The organism is Arthrobacter sp. S41, from assembly GCF_004320535.1.
Lineage (GTDB): Bacteria > Actinomycetota > Actinomycetes > Actinomycetales > Micrococcaceae > Glutamicibacter.
This window is the reverse complement of sequence record NZ_SIHY01000004.1, coordinates 1-21,619: the sequence shown is the minus strand read 5'-3', so window position 1 is coordinate 21,619 and position 21,619 is coordinate 1. Positions and strand designations below refer to the sequence as shown.

The 21,619-nt window shown below is 57.3% G+C and carries 19 protein-coding genes; 10 read left to right on the top strand and 9 right to left on the bottom strand.

Features of this window, described 5'->3' with window-relative positions; translation table 11 throughout:
* Positions 1–157 precede the first annotated feature (157 nt).
* The gene (locus tag EYR88_RS15690; RefSeq protein WP_131090711.1) at positions 158–955 is read left to right on the top strand and encodes a carbon-nitrogen hydrolase family protein; all 798 of its coding nucleotides are present in this window, start codon (positions 158–160) and stop codon (positions 953–955) included.
* A gap of 60 nt (positions 956–1,015) precedes the next feature.
* Here the strand turns inward: EYR88_RS15690 and EYR88_RS15685 are convergent, their stop codons facing one another.
* Both EYR88_RS15685 and EYR88_RS15680 read right to left on the bottom strand, forming a co-directional pair.
* Positions 1,016–2,476, bottom strand: coding sequence for a DUF222 domain-containing protein (locus EYR88_RS15685; protein WP_131090710.1), 1,461 nt, complete (start codon positions 2,474–2,476; stop codon positions 1,016–1,018).
* A 76-nt stretch (positions 2,477–2,552) separates the two neighbouring features.
* Complete coding sequence (locus EYR88_RS15680) at positions 2,553–4,139, bottom strand: PucR family transcriptional regulator (protein WP_131090709.1); 1,587 nt, start codon at positions 4,137–4,139, stop codon at positions 2,553–2,555.
* Positions 4,140–4,236: 97 nt separating this feature from the next.
* Between EYR88_RS15680 and EYR88_RS15675 the strand changes: the two genes are divergently transcribed.
* The gene (locus EYR88_RS15675) at positions 4,237–5,727 is read left to right on the top strand and encodes an amino acid permease (RefSeq protein WP_131090708.1); all 1,491 of its coding nucleotides are present in this window, start codon (positions 4,237–4,239) and stop codon (positions 5,725–5,727) included.
* Between the two features lie 2 nt (positions 5,728–5,729).
* The gene (locus EYR88_RS15670) at positions 5,730–7,400 is read left to right on the top strand and encodes an NAD(P)/FAD-dependent oxidoreductase (RefSeq protein WP_242632629.1); all 1,671 of its coding nucleotides are present in this window, start codon (positions 5,730–5,732) and stop codon (positions 7,398–7,400) included.
* A 63-nt stretch (positions 7,401–7,463) separates the two neighbouring features.
* Here EYR88_RS15670 and EYR88_RS15665 read toward each other — a convergent pair whose 3' ends face one another.
* The 6 genes from EYR88_RS15665 to EYR88_RS15640 form a co-directional block, all read right to left on the bottom strand.
* A complete protein-coding gene (locus EYR88_RS15665; RefSeq protein WP_131090707.1) occupies positions 7,464–8,435 on the bottom strand; it encodes a cyclase family protein in 972 nt (323 codons plus the stop codon).
* Positions 8,432–8,680, bottom strand: a complete 249-nt coding sequence (locus EYR88_RS15660) for a hypothetical protein (RefSeq protein WP_131090706.1) — start codon at positions 8,678–8,680, stop codon at positions 8,432–8,434. Before EYR88_RS15660 ends, EYR88_RS15665 begins: the two co-directional genes overlap by 4 nt.
* Before the next feature lie 14 nt (positions 8,681–8,694).
* Positions 8,695–10,032 carry a TRAP transporter large permease subunit gene (locus tag EYR88_RS15655; RefSeq protein ID WP_131090705.1) on the bottom strand — a complete coding sequence of 446 codons (1,338 nt, stop codon included), beginning with the start codon at positions 10,030–10,032 and terminating at the stop codon, positions 8,695–8,697.
* A gap of 32 nt (positions 10,033–10,064) precedes the next feature.
* Positions 10,065–10,841, bottom strand: a complete 777-nt coding sequence (locus EYR88_RS15650; RefSeq protein ID WP_131090704.1) for an NAD(P)-dependent oxidoreductase — start codon at positions 10,839–10,841, stop codon at positions 10,065–10,067.
* A gap of 20 nt (positions 10,842–10,861) precedes the next feature.
* Entirely contained in the window at positions 10,862–11,485 is a 624-nt protein-coding gene (locus EYR88_RS15645) for a methyltransferase (protein WP_131090703.1), read from the bottom strand.
* A gap of 236 nt (positions 11,486–11,721) precedes the next feature.
* Positions 11,722–12,501: an IclR family transcriptional regulator gene (locus tag EYR88_RS15640; protein ID WP_131090702.1), complete on the bottom strand. Its 780-nt coding sequence runs from the start codon at positions 12,499–12,501 to the stop codon at positions 11,722–11,724.
* 138 nt (positions 12,502–12,639) lie between these two features.
* Here EYR88_RS15640 and EYR88_RS15635 point away from each other — a divergent pair, with 138 nt between their 5' ends.
* The 7 genes from EYR88_RS15635 to EYR88_RS15605 all read left to right on the top strand — a co-directional run bounded on the left by EYR88_RS15635 (position 12,640) and on the right by EYR88_RS15605 (position 21,057).
* Entirely contained in the window at positions 12,640–13,140 is a 501-nt protein-coding gene (locus EYR88_RS15635; protein WP_242632628.1) for a tripartite tricarboxylate transporter TctB family protein, read from the top strand.
* A 1-nt stretch (position 13,141) separates the two neighbouring features.
* Positions 13,142–14,647, top strand: a complete 1,506-nt coding sequence (locus tag EYR88_RS15630; protein ID WP_131090700.1) for a tripartite tricarboxylate transporter permease — start codon at positions 13,142–13,144, stop codon at positions 14,645–14,647.
* Between the two features lie 39 nt (positions 14,648–14,686).
* Positions 14,687–15,682 (top strand): tripartite tricarboxylate transporter substrate binding protein, encoded by a 996-nt coding sequence (locus EYR88_RS15625; RefSeq protein WP_131090699.1) that lies wholly within the window; start codon positions 14,687–14,689, stop codon positions 15,680–15,682.
* 130 nt (positions 15,683–15,812) lie between these two features.
* On the top strand, positions 15,813–17,150 hold the full coding sequence (locus EYR88_RS15620; protein WP_242632627.1) for a TIGR01777 family oxidoreductase: 1,338 nt from the start codon (positions 15,813–15,815) through the stop codon (positions 17,148–17,150).
* 158 nt (positions 17,151–17,308) lie between these two features.
* Positions 17,309–18,961, top strand: a complete 1,653-nt coding sequence (locus EYR88_RS15615; protein ID WP_131090697.1) for a thiamine pyrophosphate-binding protein — start codon at positions 17,309–17,311, stop codon at positions 18,959–18,961.
* 41 nt (positions 18,962–19,002) lie between these two features.
* Complete coding sequence (locus EYR88_RS15610; RefSeq protein ID WP_131090696.1) at positions 19,003–20,079, top strand: endonuclease/exonuclease/phosphatase family protein; 1,077 nt, start codon at positions 19,003–19,005, stop codon at positions 20,077–20,079.
* A gap of 213 nt (positions 20,080–20,292) precedes the next feature.
* Positions 20,293–21,057 (top strand): hypothetical protein, encoded by a 765-nt coding sequence (locus EYR88_RS15605; protein ID WP_131090695.1) that lies wholly within the window; start codon positions 20,293–20,295, stop codon positions 21,055–21,057.
* Between the two features lie 88 nt (positions 21,058–21,145).
* On the opposite strand, the gene EYR88_RS16170 is transcribed toward EYR88_RS15605, so the two are convergent.
* Positions 21,146–21,619: hypothetical protein (locus tag EYR88_RS16170; protein WP_207306540.1), on the bottom strand; the 474-nt coding region annotated here is incomplete at its 5' end.

Sequence of the window (21,619 nt, the reverse complement as noted above, 5' to 3'; positions counted from 1 at the left end):
TCGCAATGAGGTCGTCCAGAAAGCTTTTCTGGGCGACTTTGTTGTTGGTGCGAAAAGTACGCAGATCTGCACTCGCGGTGCCAAATAACCTAGACATATCAGGGTGCGCTCAGAATATGGTTAAACCTAGCCATCGATGATGCTTGGAAGGAACCAAATGCGTATCGTAGTAATGCAGGCCGAGGCAGAGGTATTGGAGATTGAGCGCAATCTTCTTGCCATCGATCATGCTGCGCAACGTGCTGCCTCCGATGGCGCCAAAATCCTGCTCACTTCCGAGCTTTTCACCGTCGGCTATGCGCCCTACGTCCTGCGCGATTCGCTGGATATTTCGTTGTTGCCTGGTGCGCGTGAGCGGTTGTCGGCCATTGCCGCCAAGCATTCGATTGCCCTGGTCTACTCCCTACCCGAGATCACTGATCACGGTTGGCTGATCACGTCTACTTTTGTTGATGATCGGGGAGCGAAGCTGGCCCATTATCAAAAGGTGCAGCTCTTTGGTACTGAAGAGCATGAAGTCTTTATCGCTGGCAGCAACCCTCCAGCCTCCTTCGAATATGAGGGCATCACGCTGGGCATGGTGATCTGCTTTGACGTGGAATTCCCGGAGGTTGTCCGGGAAGCCTCGCGACGTTCAGTGCAGTTGCTACTTGTTCCCACTGCCATGGGCCGCGGATACGAGCAAGTGTGCACTCAACTTGTTCCAACTCGCGCCATGGAGAGCCAGCTTTTTATTGCCTACGCAAACCACAGCGGAACTGAAGCTGGATTTGAGTTGGCAGGCACCAGCGTAATCGCCGGTGCTGATGGCACCATCCTGGCTCAAGCCGGTGCAGGTTCCGAGCTTCTTGCTGCGGATATCGACGTGAGTTCTTTGGCGAAGATTAGATCGGAAGTTCCGTACCTTGCCGAAGCTCGGACGGATCTCTACGCGCAATGGCTAATGGAGAAATAACTGACCCATAGGGTATGCCCGCGCAGCGAAGTGCTGCGCGGAAACACCTTAGGTTTGCGGTCATGATGTGTTGGAAGCCGGCGGATCGCCCCGGCTCAGCCTGCCCTTGAAGTCTTTGAACCACGTTGCATCGGTCGCCAACTGTGGGAAAGGCTTATGCACATATCCGGTCGCAGGTGGGGCCGTGGACTGATAAGACATTCCGGATACCGGGCTGATGAGCATCGTGTGCGGACCCTTCATGGCCGTGAGCTCAATCCAACCGTAAGCTTCCTTATTCTTGTTGCAGTTTTCGCAACGGCCGCAGGAATTGTGCACGTTGGTCTTCCCACCCCGCGCGTACTGCTCCACGTGGTCAGTTTCGGCAACGATTCCGTCGCAGAAAGGTGTGCGGCAATGTCGATCTCGAATGCTGACGAATTTCTTGAGCTTCTCCGGGAAGATCCGGGCCTTGGAATCCATGCTTATCAAGTCTTGGTTGCCGGGAGCCGTATATATTCTCGCGAGTTCGGTGAGCACTTCGATTTCTTCAATATGTTCCGGGGTGAGCTTTGCTTCCATCTCTTCGAAGGTTAATTCGTTGTCGATCTGGTGCCCGCCGATCCATTCACGCACCTCTTGTGCGGGAATGTAGCCGTAGCCTTCGAGGAAAGCGGGTTCACGTTCGCCTTGGAAGAGTGCTCGCTCGGTCATGATGACGCCAACCTGCAAGTTGATGGGCATCTTTGAGGGCTCACCGATCATCATGTAGCTAAAGAGAATGTCGGCCCGGATCTGGTCCTTGGTGCGCTTGTCGCCCTTCTTATTGAGCTTGCGGGACTCCTTGTACAAGTAGTTCTTGAGTCCCATTCCCGACAGTAGTGGGAACTGTGCGGTCAGCTTCACGCAGCCCTTTTTCTCGTCGATAGTCATGCGAGCGAAACGAGACTCTTCGACAGTTTTGTGCTCTTTGGATATAGGGTCGGAATTGAAGGAAAGCGTGAAATTTCGGACGGTATCCTTGATCCGATTCCGCCCCATGCCCTCGAACATGTTCGGGTTCTGGCCGAAGAGATCATCAAATTCGGTGCGACGTTGCGCTTTGACAGTCTGCAGTTCGTTGAGGATGGTGAAAATTTGAGGTTCGGTAAATTCGCCCCGGGAAAAGGCTGCAGCGATATTTGGTGTGTCTTCAAAGAGGATGCGGCAGTTGACTAGGTAATTGCGGTAGCCATTTGGGGACTGTTTGCGGGCAATGGCTACGCAAGCAGCGGCACCACGAGTCTGGTCGTCAAGGTTGACGCCACGTTCCTCATGGTCGGAAACGAATTTCTTTTCCAGCTGGTGAGAGAGGCCGGCCTGCTGGAAGTTGGCAGACGCTATGAGCCCTTCGAGTAACTCGATGCCCCGGACACAGTCCTCTTTACTGCCGTGGTCTTGTATCCACGTCAGGTCTCTTTGCAATGCGAGCCAGTGGTTTTCGAATTCCGCTGGCTCTACCGCCTGGGGCAGGGCATCTCCGTGCACCTTTGCTTCGGACATATTCTAATTATACTTCGTTAATTAGAATATGTCTTCGAATCTTGTGGAAAAGTTTCTTGAATCTCGGGCGCTGGGCTTAGCTCATGGAGCGGAAAGTTAAGGCCAGATATAGCTCCTGACGGACGTCGGCGCGGTTGAGGTCTTTGTTAAGAACCTCGCCGATGGCGGCGATGTGGCGACGCACGGAATTGCGGTGCAGGTCGATGTTTTTCGACGTTTGGTCCCAGGAACCGTTGGCTTCCAACCAGCCTTGCAGCACCTCTAGATACAGGTCGCGACGCGCTTCGGGTAAATCAAGGATGTGTGCCAGGGTCTCCTGTGCTAGCTGCTTTCCGGCCTGGCTGGGTAGTAGGGAGAGGAACGAGCGGGGAATCACTTGAGCATCAAGGCTCTGGCCCTGTTCGCGCATCCGAGGCAGTAAGCCGGTTGCCTGGGCGAGTAGGTCGTGCAGTTTTTCGCCGAGCTGATGGTCGACGGGCGCTGGTGTGCTGAAGCCTGCGAGGTAGCCGGAGGACTTGAGCCGATCGAACATAGTCTGGGTGGATTCGCAACGGGTGAGGGCCACAAAGTAATCGTCGTGCTGCATGACCAGTCGGGTATCAAACAGAGCCTGCAGGTGGGTGAGGTGGAAGTTGGCCTCGGTGCCGGGTTGATGCGACAGTGCGGTGATTACGACAACGCGGGCGGGGTCTGTGCGGTTCCCGCCGAGGTTGAGATTCAGCAGGGAGAGCATCGAGTCATCCAGCGGACCGCGATTGCCCAAAAGCAGCGCGGTGGCCAGCTGGGTTGCGGTGGAGGAGCTGGCGGCGCGCTCGCGGGCGAGGACTTCGAGTAGACCCAGCGCGGTGGTGATGAGGTTGTGGTCAAAAGCCGAGGGACTACGGGCGAAGCCGACCGAAAGCACCCCAAGAAGTGGCGCGCGGCCGCCGATGGGAAGTGTGGCGCGGATCGGGAAGGCTAGGTCGACCAAGGAATCTTCTTGGTGCAGGGCGAACTGCCCAGCGGCGGTGGTGGCCTGGGTGAAGAGCTCTAACTTCAGCTCCTCGTTGAGCTCAGCGGTGTCACCGATGGTGGCCTGGTAGCGGATGGCGCCTTCGGTACCCAGCAGTCGCACGCTGGCAATTAGGCGCTGGGAGAGTACGGAAACCAGCGCGCTTTCGGGATCGCTCTGGGTCAGGCAGCGCATCAGCGCGCGATTGGCTTCGGCGCTGGCACGCAGCTGCGCGGCGTTGTCGGCCTCGGTGAGCTTGGCAAAGGCGATGCCGATCGCGGCGAAGGGCACGCTGGCCGGAATTTGTAGCAGGGGCATCTGGTGCTTGCGGCAGGCGTCGAGCACCGTTCTCGGGATTTGGGTGAAATATGGCTCCAGCCCAAAACCCAGGGCGCTGACTTTGGCGTTGGCCAGCCGGCTGATAAAACCGTTGACCACCTGCGCATCATCGCTGTGGCCGACTAGGGGGAAGCCACTGGTGAGGATCATCTCCTGATCCAGTAGGTAATCGGTGGGGTCATCCATATCGCTGGCTTCTACCCAGCGCAGCGGCCGATCACCTGCGTCGTTGACCAGCGTGATTTCCGGTGGCAGTTGGCGCAGGAAACGACCTAAGGTGATGCCCGGGGTGTCGACGCTCGACGAGGATGGCGGCGGTGCAAAATGTCCCATAGGAAAATATTTTAGTTCAAAACTTCCATGCTGAGAGCCGGATCACAGATCTAGGCTTGAAGGCAGAAGAAAACCCACTGTGCAGCGAGGACCCGAGATGAACAGCACGACACAAGCCAGGCGCAAGCCAGCCACCGGCCTCGGTCCGCAGCTGCGACGGCGCAAGTCGATCACGCAGATGGTCTCCGAGAGCGAAGCAAACTCATCGGGCGGAACACTGCGCCGAACCCTAGGCATGTGGCAGCTGACCATGATCAGTGTCGGCGCGACCCTGGGCACCGGCATCCTGGTGATTCTTGGCGCCACGGTGCCGATCGCAGGCCCGGCCATCTGGATCTCCTTTGTGATCGCTGGCATCACCGCACTGCTTTCGGCGGTGTCCTACGCAGAGATGGCCGGAATGGTGCCGGTGGCAGGTTCCAGCTACTCCTATACCTACGCGACCATGGGTGAAGGCATCGCCTGGATCTGCGGTTGGTGTCTGGTGCTGGAATACGCGGTGTCCGTGGCCGCCGTGGCCGTGGGCGCCGGCGAATATGTCAACGAAGCGTTGCGCGCCTTTGGCCTGGAACTACCCGTTTCACTGGCCGGGGGACCGGCTGAAGGTGGGGTAGTGAACCTGCCGGCGTTGATCGTCGTGGTGCTCGCCACCTTGCTCTTGATGCGTGGAGCGCGCGAATCGGCCATCGTGAACACCGTGGTGGTCATCATCAAGGCCGGCATCCTGATCTTCTTCTCGATCGTCGCCTTCAGCGCCTTTGATGCGGGCAACTTCCAGCCGCTGTTGCCGATGGGCGCAGCCGGCGTCACCGCCGCAGCCTCCAGCGTGTTCTTCTCCTACATCGGTTTTGACGCCGCCTCCACGGCCGGCGAAGAAGCCAAAAACCCCAAGCGTGATCTGCCACGAGCCATTATGCTCTCGATGCTGATCGTCACCGTGGCCTATGTGCTGGTGGCGGTTTCCGCGGTCGGCGCCCGAAAGTGGACCTGGTTTGAAGGCTCCGAAGCTGCCCTGGTGCAGATCGTCGGCGAAATCACCGGGCAGCCATGGATGGTGCTGGTCTTTGCGCTGGCCTCGGTGCTGGCCATTGCCTCGGTGGTACTGACCGTGCTCTACGGACAGACCCGCATCCTGCTGTCCATGTCCCGCGACGGACTAGTGCCGGCGGCCTTCGGCAAAATTTCGCGCCGCACCGGCACCCCGGTGCTGGGCACCGTGATTACCGGTGTGCTGGTGGCGATCACCGCCGGCTTTATCCCGCTGGGCGCACTGGCCGACGCCACGAGCATCGGCACCCTCTTCGCCTTCGCGCTGGTGGGCGTCTCGGTGATGTACCTGCGCCGCAAGCAGCCACTGGCACCGCGTACCTTCAAGGTGCCGTTCTACCCAGTCACCCCGATTTTGGGCGTGCTCGCCTGCCTGTTCCTGATGACCCAGCTCAGCTGGCACACCTGGGTAGTCTTCGGTGCGTGGATGCTGGTAGGCATCGTGCTCTACCTGGCTTATGGACGCCGCCGATCAACGCTGGGCAAACTAAGCAAGCAGGCCTATATCGACAGCCACCTTTCGAAACTACCTCAGGACTAGCAATGAATACCAGCAACCCCATCACCATGCTTAACCCCGACTTCCCGTTCAGCTACGACAGATTTGTAGCCAACGAGGCCGGGCTGGGTTCAGTGCCCGAAGCGCTGTACGGCACCGAGGTGGCCGTGATCGGCGCCGGACTTTCGGGTCTGGTGACCGCTTATGAACTGATGAAGCTGGGCCTGAAGCCAGTAGTTTATGAGGCCGATTCGATCGGTGGGCGACTGCGCACCGCCAGCTTCGCCGCAGCCCCGCAGATCACCTGCGATCTGGGCGGCATGCGCTTCCCGGTCTCCAGCAAGGCGCTCTACCACTACATCGAGCTGCTTGAGCTGGATACCTACGACTTCCCGAACCCGCTGGCCGAGCCCACCGACTCCACGGTGATCGAGCTTAAGGGACAGAAAATCTACGTAGAAGACGCCGCCGATTTGCCGGTCTTCTACCAAGAAGTGGCCGAGGCGTGGAAGCAGGCCCTGCGCGAAGACGCCCACTTTGAGCAGATGCAGCAGGCCATCCGCGACCGCGATACCGCCACCATCAAGGCCTTGTGGGACTCGACGCTTGAAGAGTTCGACGAGGAAAGCTTCTACGGCTTCATCGCCAACTCCAAGGCCTTCAAGGAGGCCGGCTTTGAGCACCGCGAAGCCTTTGGCCAGGTGGGCTTCGGCTCAGGCGGTTGGGACACCGACTTCCCCAACTCGATCCTGGAAATCCTGCGCGTGGTGTATACCGACGCCGATGACTACCACCGCGGCATCACCGGCGGCGCGGCCAAACTGCCCGAGGCGCTATGGAATCACGCACCACAAAAGATGGCGCATTGGCCAGAAGGCACTTCCCTGTCCTCGCTGCACGGCGGCGCGCCACGCGGTGCGGTCTCCAAGGTGTACCGCACCCAAAACCCAGGCTTTAACGGGGCTAACACCATTGAGGTGACCGAACGATTTGGTCGCACCGCAGAATTTGGCGCCGTGGTTTCCACCGTGCAGTCCTGGTTGCTGTCCACCGGGATCGACACCGACGAGGAGCTCTTCCCAGCCGAACTGTGGACCGCGATCGAGCGCAGCCACTACATGCAGTCCTCAAAAACCTTCGTGATGGTGGACCGCCCGTTCTGGAAGGACCGCGACCCGGTGACCGGGGAGCACCTGATGTCCATGACGCTCACCGACCGGCTGAACCGCGCCACCTACCTGCTAGATAACGGGGAGGATCAGCCCGCGGTCATCCTGCTTTCCTACACCTGGAACGATGATGCGCTCAAGTGGCTCTCCCTGTCGGCGCAACGCCGCATGGAACTGATGCTGCACTCACTGGAGAAGATCTACCCGGGTGTGGATATCCGTAGCCACATTGTGGGCCAGCCAATCACCGTATCGTGGGAGTCCGATCCGAACTTCATGGGTGCGTTTAAGGCCAACCTGCCGGGCCATTACCGCTACCAGCAGCGTCTCTACACGCACTTTGACCAGCAAAAGATGGCTGCCGGTCACCGCGGCATCTTCCTTGCGGGAGACGACGTGTCGTGGACCGCTGGCTGGGCCGAAGGCGCGGTGACCACCGGACTGAATGCCGTGTGGGGCGTACTTCAGCACCTTGGTGGCTCGGACGCGCCAGCCAACCCGGGTCCGGGTCAGTTCTTGGCCGAATTCGGACCGAAGGCGCTGTAGTTAGAACCAGCAAAAAATCAAAAGTCTCGTGCACTGCTTTGGTAGTGCGCGAGACTTTTGGGTTTAAAAGACCGCGGTGGCGTTGGCTGGGGATCCGGTGCCGCCAATAACATTCAGTGGCTTAATGGTCAGTAGGCAATCCCACCTCTTCAGCTGGCTCATGCGTCGGGCCAATGGTCCCAAACGCCAAAGCTCTCCAAGCGGGAGGCCGAGCTTTGCCAAAAACTCTTGGTGCATCATTCCGCGATCATTGGGGGCCGTGCTGATGAAGGGGGAGTTGGCCACCGGTGGCAGGCACTCCACGGCGAAGTTATCGGCCGCCAGGATGCTCAATCCCGAATCCCACGCCCAGTCTAGTAGTTCTTCGGATTGCACCAACCCGGTGGCTTTGCCTGAGTCACGTTGTCGGGATTTTCCCTCCGGGGATAGCGCTAAGAACCATTCGCTCCAGCCGGTGTGAACCATCAACGCGTCGCCTTGTTCCAGTGAGATTCCATGGTGGCTTATGGCCTCAAGGAGCCGGGAAAGCGGGATCTGCTCCCCGTTGGCATGATCAAGTTGATGGCCCTGGGATTGAGCAAACCCGTCCAGGTCGATCATCACGCCACGGGTCACGATGGGCTGATCCGACCAGTATTGGATGCCCAGTTCGCTGGTACCCACAATGATCTTTTCGTCGGGCACCCCATTGTAGAAGCCGACTTCATCCGAACGGCGGTGGCGCAGTCCATCGATCTGCGAGGAGCCTTGAAGGTAAAAGCTGTCCAAGTAGTCATCACGATGGGCCGGATGATTGCCAAAAATGTGGTGCTCTGCAGCGCCTCGGGTTTTAGACATGCCAGACGAAAACGCATCAATCGGATAGTCCAGCCCAAAGGTTTCTCCCAAGCGGACCGATGTGGCCGCCTGAATACGTTTGGCCGCATCAATCTTGTCGGGGGCGCCAGCAGACGGGGAGCTAAATAGGTCCCATGAGGTACCGGCAAGGATTCCCGGGCGTTGTTTTAGCTCGGCACGAGTGGGGTACTTGCTCATTTTGATGAGTTCTCCTGTGCATATTTCACCGGGGTGGAGCCCACATGGAGCAATAGATAGGCGGCGATTGAGGCAATAGATGCACAGATACAAAGTACCGTTTTGAACACCGCGTTGGGGCCGGTCAGCAAGAGTGCACTGCCGAAGATCATTCCGGCGAGCTGTAACAGGACAAAGACGATTCCGCCGCACAGGGCCAGTGCCAGGGAGGCGACAAAGGTTTTTCGAAGTATAAGTTGATACATTTTTTCGTTTCCTTTTAGACCGGCAGGATTCCGGATGCGATCAACATACCAATGGCCAGCAACGGCACTGCGTAGAACAGCATCATGGAACGGAAGGTGCTGTACGGGTTGACCCCGGCAATACCGCAGGCAACGTACAACGGAGCTCCACCCGGGGGAACCGCCGCTTCGCAGGAGGAAAATACCAGCACAGCAACGGCAGCGGTCGGCGCCGGGACTCCGGCGGCCACAAGGGCGGCCACTCCCACGGTGCCCACCGCGGCCATGGTTGCTGTTGAGGACAACGGAGCCGCCACAGCAATGACGATTAACCCAATCACCAGGGCGAGCAGCCACACCGGCAGTGAAAGCTGGTTCAACACCGTGGTGAGTTGCTCCGGCAATCCGGTGCTGGCCAGGGCGTTGGCGCCGGCAAAGGCGAAGAGCACAGTAATTCCGACAATGCCAAAGCGGGGGATGGAGTCCTCAAGCATGGATGACCAGGCCTTGAGGCTGCGTGGCAATTTGCTCAATCCGAGCAGCAATCCCATGACGATCAACGCGATGGGGATCCAGAAGATCGGGCTGATCGCTTTGGCCACGTTGGTTTGGGTGTAATTGCTCAGTGCCTCGGCGATGGCACCGCTGGTGATGATCATCGGAATGGCAACACCGACAAAGAGCAGTAGGGTGCTCCACCCTTGCCTAAAAGCCACCGATAGTTGCTGGCGCTGTTCGGTGGGTGTGGTTTGGGCGCCGCTGCGGCGAACCAAAAGATAGGTCACAACCAGTCGATGCGCCACGCACCAAAGCCCACCAAAAATCAAGGGGACCAGCAACTCATTGGCTGAGAGCAAAGGGCCAACGGTGGAGGAACCAACAAGAACAAACATTGAAGCACTGAACGGGAAAGTGATTCCCATGCCCGCGTTACCGGCCACGATGGTGGCTGCGGTAGGGCGGTCGATCTTTGAGCGTTCCATCCACGGGATGGTAATCGATCCAACGGTTGCGGCGATGGCCGCCTGATTGTGCACGATGCTACCCAAACCGGCCGAGGATACCGTGGACACGTAGGCGGCTCCGCCCTTACTGCCACCGATCAACGAGTCCAGCAGGTTGATCATGCGTTCCATGACTCCGGCTCGTTCAAGCAGGTAGCCCATGAATACGAAGATCACTGTTGCATAGACGATTTCGTCGGTGAGCGCCTCATAGAGTGCGGCCCAACCAACGGACAGCATCTGGCTGCCACTGAACGCTGCGGCCACAACGAAGCCAAGAATCATCGCTTCACCGACGTTACGGCGCATTAGCACCGTCCAAACGATGATGACCGCGAGGTAGACGCCTAGCGCCCAGATGCCAATCATGCTGTTTCCTTCCAAGCTTGCTAGCGTCGCTGCTAGCCAGCTGTCATTTTAGTATCGATGGTCATGCGCTCCATTGCACTGGCCGAGGCGTCAGACATTTCGTGTGGGACGCCTAGGTCTTCCAAGTACCCGCCGGTCGAGCGCATTTCTGCCGCGCGACGTACCGCGTGTTTGGCGGTGCCGCTAAGGAACCGGTCGATGGTTGCCTGTCCGTCACCGGCAAGCATTGTAGAGATTTCTGTTCGGATCCATGGTTCAAGTCCTGCAGCGGCGCCTGCGTGAACGGCTTCAATCACCACGGATGCAAGACCCTTGGTGAAGACGCTGCGTAGCAACTTGTGGGCCATGGCGCTGCCCGGTCCGCCTGCTACGACTTCGACCGGTGCTCCCACAGACTTGAGCAGATCGGCAAAGTCCTCAGCTCCCTGGCCACTAGCCATCAGCGGAGTTTTTGCACCCTGGGCAATAACGGGTCCAAGGATGGCGACATCGATGAAGTTGACCTGGCCCGAGGTGGCACCCAAGTCTTCCATGACCTTGGGGGATGAACTGGTCAGATCCGCGTAACCAGATCCTGGCTTCATCACCGGTAAGCATTCCTGCGCGACCTTTGGTGCGGCGCCGGCGCCGGTCAGAACCAAAACCATGTCTGCATCCTTAACTGCTTGGGCAGCTGACTGCGCTAATTGCGCGCCCTGCGGGGCATGATTGATAAACGGATCGTAGCCGGTGATCTCGTGACCAGCTTCGAGCAGCGCGGCAGCATAAGTCTGTCCGACTTCACCGAGTCCGATGAGTGCACATTTCATAGTATGAGGACCTTAGATTATTAGGAATGGGAGATTTTGCGGTCAGCAAGAATGGCTGCGCGGCGCTGTGACTCGTCAAGGTTCACGGCTTCGGCAGCGGTGGCGATGTCCTTGGCGCGTTCTGCCGGGATGATGACCAATCCGTCCGAGTCTCCGACGACAATGTCTCCCGGCGAGACGGCAACACCGCCAAAGGCGATGGTTCCGTTAACTTCGAAGGGACCATTCTTGTAGGGGCCGGCGGGGCTAGTAGCTCGAGCAAAGACCGGAAGATTGATTTCGCCGAGATCCACCGCATCCCGAACCGCCCCGTCGACGGCAAATCCCGCGACACCCTTGGATATTGCGCGCTCGCCGATAAGCTCTCCGAGCAGTGCGCGGTCGGTATAACCACCGCCGTTGACAACGATGACTTCGCCGGGCTGAACATGTTTGAGCGCTTCATGGATTCCGGCATTGTCGCCTGGGGCCACCCATACCGTGTAGGCAGGTCCGGAAATTTTAGCGCCATCCCACACTGCTTGGATGTCCGCCGAAGCAATTCCTAGTCGCTGCATGGCATCGCCGATGTTGGCGGCAGGAAGCGCGGCAAGTCGATTGATGACAGATTGTGCGACGCAAAGAGACTGTGTCGATTGATTCATGGGGCACCTATCCCAAATCTGGGGTGAGCGTGAAACAACTGAGTTAATTTCAGTAGACGTTCTATAGTTTCACACTACGCAATTTCTTGATGATGTACGGAATCATGGCATGGGCTGCGTCACAGTGTCAAGGTGTGGGAAATTGTGTTTCGCGCAGAGGGCGCCAAAAGTGTCGGAAATTCTGGGCACGACAATCAGGCGCGTGATTCACGCGCCTGATTGGGTTGGTTATTGCCTTAGTAGACGCTGCTTGCTAGAAGATCGGACAAGCGACGAGCGGCCTGAAGGAGTTCCGGAGCCCGAGTTTCCAGGGCTTCGCGGGTAAGCGTGTGGATGGGGCCGGTCAAGGAGAGTGCCTCGGTTGGTGGGCCTTGGCGAGATGGAATGGCGGCGGCAATCGAGATAATGCCAAGGGCACGCTCATCCTCGGAGATGGCGTAGTTGGCATCGGTGTTGGGGGCGCGGTCCTTGATGGCCAAGAGGTCAAAGTCCTCTGCTTCGTAATGCAGGCGTCGAGACGTCTCGGCAATCTGCGTTAGCTCATCGTCGTCTGCGCCAAGCAAGAAAATGCGTCCGGCCGCGCCGGCCGTTAGTGGAAGGCGTCGTCCCTGCGGGAGGTTGTAACCTAGGGAACTTTCGCCCACCACGCGTTCAACCAAAACTCGCTCACTGCCCAGACGGGTGTACAGCGAAGCTGTCAGCTTCGTGGCTTGAGAAAGTTGCTGAAGGATCGGCTGGGCAACTCGCGGCAAGGGATCGTTTTCCAGGAAGACGCGGGCCGCAGGGAGCACCGCTGGGCCCAATCGGTAGCTCTTGTCGGTCTGGCTGACGAGGCCTGCTTCCTGAAGTACTCGCAAGATCCGAAGTGTGGTTGGCGAGCTCATGCCCATATCGGCAGCGATGGTGCTCAGGCGCCGAGGGTGCTCATAGCGCTGAATCTGCTCGAATACGGCAATAGCTCTGGTTAATGACCTCATGCCATTGGGTGTCTCGGACTTCTCGTTTTCTGCCGCCATGATTTCATTCTATGCAATTAATTTGTAATTTGATGCACTTGCTTGACGACCTCTTGTGCCTCATGTCACTATTTCATGGAACGCTAGATAATTTTACTGTATGAAATTTACGAACAAACTATGCAATTGGAGGATGCTGTGTCGAATGATGCAACGGGGAGCTCGGTTCCTTCCGGGCGATGGCCACTGCTCATTGGCCAAGCAGTCATCGCGCTTATCGGCCTGTATGCGCTGCTGGGTTCATTGAAGCTTGGACTCGGGAGCGCTTTGGGCCCAGGCGCCGGTTTTTTCCCCGCGGTACTTGGCATATTCCTGATGGTGCTTGCCGTCTTGTGGTTCCTGCAGGGACGCGCGACGCCAACAGAGCAAACCGAGGCAGAGTCGTTCGACGGGGCGCAAGTAGGGGCTGTCATCCTCAGCCTGGTGATACTGGCTGCCGCTTTGCCATTCCTCGGATTCCAGCTGAGCGTATTTGCCTTCCTCATGTATCACCTTGGCTTCCGGGCTCGGATCGGGTGGGTGAAAGCCGTAGTTATTTCTCTTTGCGGGAGCGTCGGTGTGTTCTACCTGTTCACGACCGTCCTGCACGTCTCTCTTCCGGTGGCAACGTTGCTGCCGTTGAGCATGATTGGAATTTGATATGGACGTTCTTAACGAACTCATGATGGGTTTTGCCGAGGCGATGACCTGGCAAAACCTGCTCTTCGCCTTCGTTGGCTGCCTGCTGGGCACGGTCATTGGCGTACTGCCTGGCATCGGACCGGTCGCCGGCATCGCCTTGCTAATTCCACTGACTCTCAATCTTGATCCTGCCGGTTCTATCATCATGCTGTGCGCGATTTTTTATGGCACAACCTACGGCGGAACCATCACCAGCGTTCTGCTTAATACGCCCGGCGAAGCCGCTTCTGCGATTACCGCCATCGATGGTTACCAAATGACTAAAGTCGGCCGTGCCGGCGTAGCCCTGACCATCGCCGCGGTTGGTTCATTCATCGGCGGGACTATCGCCACCGTGGGTCTGGTCCTGGCTGCCAAACCGCTCGGAAGTCTGGGGTTGCTCATTGGTCCACCAGAATTTTTCGCTCTTGTAGTTGTTGGAATTTCTCTGCTTGTTGCTTTGGCAGGACGCTCCATGGTCAGGGCGCTGATTTCCGGTGCCCTGGGTCTGCTGATTTCAATGATTGGTATTGACCCGGTCATGGGAGCACCACGTTTTACCTTTGGCATGGACCGTTTGCTTGACGGCGTCTCATTTGTGGCCGTTATCGTTGGCATCTTCGGGTTGTCGGAAATCTTGTCTTACCGCCCGGGAAAGAACCAGACGGTGACGCAGACACCTGGACTGCGTGCCCTACTTCCCACACGAACTGACTGGAAACGCAGCACGCCAGCTTTCGCTCGCGGTACCGGCATTGGATTCGCGATGGGACTGATTCCGGGAATGACCGGATCGGTTTCCTCCCTGCTTTCCTACGGAGCGGAAAAGAAATTCTCCAAGTATCGCAACGAACTGGGACGAGGAGCCATCGAAGGTGTCGCCGGTCCCGAGACCGCAAACAATGCGCACGCAAACGGTGCACTAATCCCGCTCTTTACCTTGGGAATTCCCGCCTCGCCGACCATTGCAGTGCTCATGGGAGCTTTCCTGCAGCAGGGCCTGACCCCAGGCCCGACGTTGTTCGCCGAACACAGCACGCTGGCATGGACGATTATCGCCAGCCTGTTCATCGGTAACGTTCTGCTGCTTGTGCTCAACGTTCCTCTGGTCGGCCTGTGGACTTCGATCTTGAAGGTGCCTTACCCAATCCTGGCCGGGTTGATCTTGATGTTCATGGTTGTTGGTGCCTACACGATCAACTTCTCGGTATTCGACGTATTTGTCATGATCATCTTCGGCCTGGTCGGTTTGGGACTGCGTCGTCTGGACATCCCTCTGGCTCCGATGGTCCTGACCCTGGTTTTGGGCCCACTGATGGAACGTTCCCTGCGCGAGTCCTTGGACATTTCGCACGGTAGCTTCTCCATTTTCTTTGACCGTCCCATCACGATGGTGCTCCTGCTCATCGCATTGGTTATTGTCTGCAGTCCGCTACTGAAGCTGCGCAAGCCAGCCGCGCTGGTGGCTGAAGACCCTGAAAGCTAAACACTCGCAATAAGTTGTACCGAAAACGAAGGAAAACACATGAAACGCATCATCACCGCCGTTGCTGTAGGTGCTCTCACCCTGGCTGCTGCCGGCTGTTCAGCCAGTGGAGCATCCACGTCCAATGCAGGAGCCGATTTTCCAAAAAATGGTAAGTCCGTAGAACTGCTGGTGTCATTTTCGCCCGGCGGACCAGTGGACACCGCTGCTCGCCTGATTCAGCCCGTACTGGAAAAAGAGCTAGGAACCAATGTCGAAGTGGTCAACAAGCCGGGTGCTGGTGGGCAAATCGGCTACACATCACTGGCCAATGCCAAGCCTGATGGCTACACCATTGGAGCCGTGGGTTCACCATCAATTGTTGTCATCCCAATGGACGAGGCACGCGGAGCGGCCTTCAAACGTGAAGACCTTCAGCCGCTGGCGCGACAGGTAGTTGATCCGATGGTGATTGCTGTGCAGGCCGACAGCAAATACAAAAATCTCAAGGACCTGCTCGAGGACAGCAAGGCCAAACCTGGGTCTATTAACGCCACGACCACAGGTCAGATGGGTGGCGAGCACTTTGCCATCGCACAGATCAACGAGGCCACCGGGGCTGAACTGAGCCCAGTTCATTTCTCGGAGGGAGCCTCGCAGGCCTCTACTGCTTTCCTAGGCAAGCACGTTGACGTGTTGGTTGGAAACATCAGTGAAGTGATTGATCTTCAGAAACAGGGCAAAGCCAAGGTGCTCGGAGTGATGGACAAGGAACGCGCCGAGGTCTTGCCGGACGTGCCAACCTTCAGTGAAGAAGGCTATGACGTGGTGGCAGCAACTGCTCGCGGTTACGCTGCGCCAGCGGGCCTGCCTGAAGATGTGGCCAAAAAATTGGAGGCCGCGTTGCAGGCTGCTATCGAAGATGAGTCCGTGGTTTCAAAGATGGACAATCTTGGCCTGACAACTAGTTACCAAGATTCGGCGGAATACGGAAAATTCTGGACCAAGCAGGAAGCCGACTACAAAAAGGTTTTGCCGCTAGTGCAGGCTAAATAGTCGGGTATTTTTGCGCCAGGCGTGGCTTAAACATGAGGACGTCAGCGGTCGTATTGAACTGCTGAAGTTCTTGTGCTTAACGTGCCATTAGGTCATAGTGTGAAATATGCGGATAATCCATGAGTCGTCCATGCCTTTCAGTGCAGAACAAGTCTTCACTTGGCACGAGCGTGTTGGAGCCATGCAGCGGCTCCTACCACCTTGGCAACCGGTGCGCGCAGTGCACCAAGCGGACTCGCTGGCCCATGGTGCCTCGGTCATTGGTTTGCCTATCGGTCTACGGTGGCGAGCGGAACATCAAGTTGCAGACTACGAACGTTTCCGACTCTTCACCGATGAGCTCGCGCCCGTTGGGTCTCGACAGCTACCTTTGCGGCCGCTTCGGTGGCGACACAAACACGAGGTTGTGCCAGAAAGCGCGAACACTTGCCTCATGCGCGATGAGGTCGAAACCAATTTACCGGCACGGATGGTACGGCGAATGCTCACCTACCGCCATGGGCAGCTTGCCCAAGATCTGACGGCTCACCAGCGTGCGGCCCGGCACGGTATGGAGCCTATGGTTATCGCGGTGACTGGATCTCACGGGCTTGTGGGGACCGCGTTGGTAGCTTTTCTGCAATCCGGAGGTCACAAGGTCTATCGCCTGGTCCGCGGCACTGCGCGCGCGGACAATGAGCGCTTCTGGAATCCCGAGGACCCGGATGTAGCGAGCTTGGCTGGGTGCGATGCCGTCATCCATCTTGCTGGTGCCACGATCGCCGGACGCTTCACGCAGAAACATCGTGAGCGGATTCGCGACAGTCGAATCGAGCCCACGAGAAAGTTGGCTAGGGCCGCCGCAGCAGCCGGGGTGAAGACCTTTGTCTCAGCCTCAGCCATCGGCGTTTACGGCGCACACGCTGGAGAGAAGCTGTTGGATGAGGATGCCGAACACGGAACCGATTTTCTAGCCCAAACGGTCCAAGACTGGGAGGCTGCAGCCCGCGAGGGTCAAGCCCAGGGTATGCGCCGTGTGCAGGTGCGCACCGGTCTGGTTCAAAGCCCTCAGTCAGGGGTGCTGGGCTTACTTAGGCCGCTGTACTTGTCGGGGCTTGGCGGAAGAATTGGTCAAGGGCAGCAGTGGCAGTCATGGATAGGCCTAGACGACTTGGTCGAGATCTATCATCGTGCGTTATGGGATGTGTTTTTGGAAGGCCCAGTTAATGCGGTGGCACCATGCCCAGTAAGGAATCAAGAGTATTCAAAGACCTTGGCACGAGCACTTCACCGATTGGACTTGCTTCCCGTTCCGACGTTGGCGCCCAAACTTCTTCTGGGCGCGCAAGGAGCAGACTTGTTGGCCCTAGCCAGCCAGCGCGTGACACCTGCAAAACTGCTTCAACGCTCGCACACATTCCGCACGCCGCACTTGGATGAGGCGCTCGCGCACTGCCTAGGCGTTCAGCCTGAGGACAAAGCGCTCTAGCGCAAACTGCTCCCAGTGCCCTATCATCATTGAGTCAGGGGTCACAGTATTGTGGATTCCGGCGCTCTCAAAAGGGGCGATACCCGTTGCCGTAGCAACTGGTAACGGCAGACATATATGGAATTTTCTTCATCATCATTTCTTGAAAAGAGTCCATAATGTCTAGCGTTTCCGCAGCCATTGCCCACGCCCTAAAACCGGTAGCCCCACAGATCTTCGGATTGATGGGCAACGGCAACGCCCACTTCCTTGATGCCGCCGTTCGCGCGGGATTCGACTACACCGCGGTGCGCCATGAATCGGCCGCTGTCTCAGCAGCTGACGCGTACTTCCGGATTTCAAATAAGCTGGCCATCGCCACCACCACCTATGGTGCCGGCTATACCAACGCGGTGACCGCGCTGGCCGAAGCTGCCGCCGCTGGCACCCCGTTGCTTTTTGTCACCGGCGATGCGCCGAGCACTGGACTGCGCGGCTGGGACGTAGACCAAGCCGCCATCGACGCTGGGGTGCGAGCACCTCGTTATGTAGTGGACCGCCACACTCCGGGAAGCACCGCTCTTCAAGCCGCCGCGCATGCGCTGCGTGAGCAGACTCCAGTGGTTCTGGCCATTCCCTACGATCTGGCCGCGGCCGAAAGCGCTGAGGAAGAACTTCCAGAACTCGCTTCGATGAATTGTGCGCCACCCAAGCCCCGGCTTGCTTCCGCCACACTGCAGCAGATCGTTCAAAAGATCGACGCCTCCAAACGCACGCACATTCTTTATGGCCGCGGTGCCATCGACGCCGCCGAGCAAGTTAGAGAACTGGCGCAGAAGTTGGATGCGAGTACCTCGGGCACGTTGCTGGCACGCGATTTGTTGGACTACACATTTGATCTAGGTATCACCGGTGGTTTCAGCACCGGAGCCAACGCGCGCATTATCGCCCAGGCCGATACCGTGCTGGTTTTGGGTGCGTCCCTGAACCAATTCACCATGCGCTTCGGCGAGCTGATTGACCAGTCGACGACGCTGATTCAAATTGATCTGGCGCCGAATGCCACCAACGCGCGCGTGGACATCTTTGCCCAGGGCGACGTGCAGGTTGCCCTCGAAGATTTGCTGCATGCAGTGCACACCGCCGACAGCACCTGGTGCCCGAGCCTAGATCTGGAGGACCTACGCACCCGTCCGGCCGGCGACGACGTGGCTGAGGACGGCTTGCTTGATCCGCGCCGGGTGGCTAGCGAACTGGAAAAGATTCTGCCGGCCAACCGTGTGCTGGTTCAAGACGGTGGTCACTTCATCGGCTGGGGACCAATGTATTGGTCCACCACCGGCACCCGCTCGCTGAGCTGTGTGGGAACCGCCTACCAGTCCATCGGACTAGGCATCGCTTCGATGGTGGGCGCTGGCGCAGCGGCCGAGGGGCGAACCGTGGTGCTGGCTGCCGGCGATGGCGGCTTCCTGATGGGCTTGGCAGACCTGGAGTCGATCATCCGCACGGTCAACAGCGGAGTCATCGTGATCTACAACGATTCCGCCTATGGCGCCGAGGTGCACCAGTACGGTTCGATCGGTCTGCATGAGGATCCGATGCTGATTCCGACGGTGGACTTCGCTGGCATCGCTCGGTCCATGGGTGCCACTGGCGTGCGGGTTGATCAGCTTGAGGACTTGAGCGCTGTTGGCGACTGGGTAAGTGCCGGTGCCCATGGAGTATGTCTGGTTGACGCCCGCGTATCTATGCGGATTCGTGCCCCTTATATGGAAGAGATTCTCGAGGCCAACAAGAAGGCGACGATGAAGCTCGCATTACAATCCGATTAAGGTGCTGGAAAAACGGTTGGGGTACGGCGTAGGGTTGATCCGTGCGAAAGTTTTTAGTTGGAGCAGCAGGGGTGAGCCTAGGGACGCTTTTAGTGTTCCCCGCAGCCTCGGCCCTTGCTGTCCCAGCCGGAGCCACTGATGTAGCTGGCATCCCAACCCAAGCACTGTCGCAGACCTCATTGCGTGTTGCCACCATCGAAGCGAACCTCACCGCGGATGCGCCGGGTAAGTTGAACGAAAACCTGATGGGGGCAAGCAACCTGCAGGCAGGGCATGTCGCTGACAGCATCGCTCAGTCCAACGCTGACGTAGTTGTCCTTACCGATGTGGATGCGGACCAGGCAGCCCTAGATACCTTCCGCGACCAGTACCTGAACAACACCGAGGATGAACGTCCAGATGTTGACTATCAGTACTCCTATCTAGCCGTTGGTTCCAAGGGGTTGCAGAGTGGCGCGGATCTGAACGCTGACGGTGTCATTGGTGGGGCACAAGATGCCTGGGGTCAGGGCGAATTTGAAGAGCAGGGCTCGGTAGTCGTGCTCTCCAAGTACCCGGTTGATGAAGATCAGATCACCGCGGTCTCCAAGCTCAAATGGCAGGACGTTGCCAACAACCAGTTGCACCACACCAAACTCGACGGTGTACTGGCCGCATCAATTCCAGTGATGAACACCGGACTATGGGACATTCCTATTGAGTACCGCGGTCAGCGTGTGCACGTAGTAGCCACACAGACTGAACCCGAAGATCAGAACCAAGACCTTGCCGCAGCTCGCCAGAGTGATGAACTTAAAGTTATCTCCGACTATCTAGCCGGCAAGGACTACGTTCATATCGATGAGGGGCGCCAAGCCAAAGGTGTGGGCGACGAGAAGTTTGTCATCGCCGGAGCCCTGAACCTACAAGAGTCCGGCGAGTCACGCATCAAACCGTTCCTTAAGTCACTGGGCCGCGAAGATGCGCTCAACAAGTCCGGAAGCTACTTGGTACCTGATACTTCGTGGCAGGTTGTTGGCCAGGGCCTTATCGAGCAGAGCCAGCCACCGCTGGATGAAGCAATACCAACGATCATTGATGAACCTGGGTCATTAATCTGGACTGACATTCAGTTCTAGCCCGTTCGCGCAGGGCGATCATCCCTGTATTTTCTTGCCTTAGCATTGCAGAATCCCGCAACTGAACGTGCCGTAACCGTCACTGGTCTGAAGTTATCTGTAGATTAAGTTCCACAAGCAAGTAATGCACCATCCACTCAATGGCAGCGAACCCGAGCAAAGCACGGCAGACTCAAGGTAACTCTCAGGGTTTTGCGGAAAGCTGGAGGCATCATGAAAAAAGATCCAATCTCGATGACTTTCATTGGCAAAGATGGCAAGCCACGCCCTAGTGTGCAGCAAGCTATTTTGAAGGGCATTGGCGTGCAGCGGCCACTGGTACTTGCGTACATCAATCGACTGCGTAAGAGGCACCCCCAAGCGGACTCGACCGAACTGGCCGCCATCGTCGAACGTGACTACCTATTAGTTGTCACCGGTTCCGGAGCTGCCGTCGGTGGTACTGCAGCAGTACCGGCTATTGGCACGGTGATATCACTGAGTCTTTCAGCTGCGGCGACCCTGGGCTTCCTTGAAGCTTCTGCACTCTATGCGCAGAGCTTGGCCGAACTACACGGCATCGCCATCGAAGATCCAGACCAGTCACGAGTCTTGGTGATGGGCATCCTCATGGGTGAAGAAGGAAGCTCGATGATTGCAGGGCTTACCGCTCAGGCCGCTGGCCGTGGTGGAGGACCTGTGAAGGGTTGGGCCCAAGCCTTCGGGGCGAACAAGAATACCAGCCTCTACTCCAGCATGCAGCGCACCTTGCAGAAGAAGTTCCTGCATAAGATCATTGGCACCCAGGCTGCCAGCATGATGGGAAGATTGGTTCCGTTCGGTGTTGGCGCGGTGATTGGTGGGGCTGGCAACCGATTCATGGCAAAGCGCGTGATCGAGAATGCGAACGTAGCTTTCGCCGGCATGCCAACGATTGTCCCGAGCGCACTGTCGCAAGATGACCCACGCGTTCTGGACGCCGAAATCGTCGAAGACTAGACGGTTAACAGGTTTTGGCGCCGATGACGGCGCTTACTAAACACCCTGTAAAACAGTTAAAACTGTTTTACAGGGTGTTTTTTTGAGTTTAAACCGCATGATGTCGCGGTTTAAACTGGTTGCAGCGGATTAAGTGTGCACGGTCACCGCAACAAACCACCTCACCGATTTGCACGACCCCCCAAACCTGTGTATAGTTTTTCCTTGTCGCCGAGAGCAAAACGGAAGAAATAACCGGATGTAAATCGGAGGCAAAACCCCAGAATATCAACGGTTTTGCACAGGTCACTGTGGAAAAGATGTTGAAGAATGGGAACCATGAATACTGATTCAAATCACAAACAATTGATTTGACTTTCAGAAATTCACGGTGATAAGATTTGAATATAACGCTGGACGAAATTACCGCCTGAAATGGTCGGTAAAGAACCGGTAAGTGTTTGTTGTTTGAGAACTCAATAGTGTGCCAAGTTTGTTGATACCGAATATTTATTTTATTTGGTGAATACATAACATTTGCTTGAGGCATTGCACCCCCGTGTGATGTTCTTGAGTGTTTTTT

What these genes read in the sequence shown, in the direction of transcription:
- EYR88_RS15690 (WP_131090711.1), top strand. Translation starts at nt 158, where the DNA reads ATGCGTATCGTAGTAATGCAGGCCGAGGCAGAGGTATTGGAGATTGAG.
- EYR88_RS15685 (WP_131090710.1), bottom strand. Translation starts at nt 2,476, where the DNA reads ATGTCCGAAGCAAAGGTGCACGGAGATGCCCTGCCCCAGGCGGTAGAG.
- EYR88_RS15680 (WP_131090709.1), bottom strand. Translation starts at nt 4,139, where the DNA reads ATGGGACATTTTGCACCGCCGCCATCCTCGTCGAGCGTCGACACCCCG.
- EYR88_RS15675 (WP_131090708.1), top strand. Translation starts at nt 4,237, where the DNA reads ATGAACAGCACGACACAAGCCAGGCGCAAGCCAGCCACCGGCCTCGGT.
- EYR88_RS15670 (WP_242632629.1), top strand. Translation starts at nt 5,730, where the DNA reads ATGAATACCAGCAACCCCATCACCATGCTTAACCCCGACTTCCCGTTC.
- EYR88_RS15665 (WP_131090707.1), bottom strand. Translation starts at nt 8,435, where the DNA reads ATGAGCAAGTACCCCACTCGTGCCGAGCTAAAACAACGCCCGGGAATC.
- EYR88_RS15660 (WP_131090706.1), bottom strand. Translation starts at nt 8,680, where the DNA reads ATGTATCAACTTATACTTCGAAAAACCTTTGTCGCCTCCCTGGCACTG.
- EYR88_RS15655 (WP_131090705.1), bottom strand. Translation starts at nt 10,032, where the DNA reads ATGATTGGCATCTGGGCGCTAGGCGTCTACCTCGCGGTCATCATCGTT.
- EYR88_RS15650 (WP_131090704.1), bottom strand. Translation starts at nt 10,841, where the DNA reads ATGAAATGTGCACTCATCGGACTCGGTGAAGTCGGACAGACTTATGCT.
- EYR88_RS15645 (WP_131090703.1), bottom strand. Translation starts at nt 11,485, where the DNA reads ATGAATCAATCGACACAGTCTCTTTGCGTCGCACAATCTGTCATCAAT.
- EYR88_RS15640 (WP_131090702.1), bottom strand. Translation starts at nt 12,501, where the DNA reads ATGGCGGCAGAAAACGAGAAGTCCGAGACACCCAATGGCATGAGGTCA.
- EYR88_RS15630 (WP_131090700.1), top strand. Translation starts at nt 13,142, where the DNA reads ATGGACGTTCTTAACGAACTCATGATGGGTTTTGCCGAGGCGATGACC.
- EYR88_RS15625 (WP_131090699.1), top strand. Translation starts at nt 14,687, where the DNA reads ATGAAACGCATCATCACCGCCGTTGCTGTAGGTGCTCTCACCCTGGCT.
- EYR88_RS15620 (WP_242632627.1), top strand. Translation starts at nt 15,813, where the DNA reads ATGCCTTTCAGTGCAGAACAAGTCTTCACTTGGCACGAGCGTGTTGGA.
- EYR88_RS15615 (WP_131090697.1), top strand. Translation starts at nt 17,309, where the DNA reads ATGTCTAGCGTTTCCGCAGCCATTGCCCACGCCCTAAAACCGGTAGCC.
- EYR88_RS15605 (WP_131090695.1), top strand. Translation starts at nt 20,293, where the DNA reads ATGAAAAAAGATCCAATCTCGATGACTTTCATTGGCAAAGATGGCAAG.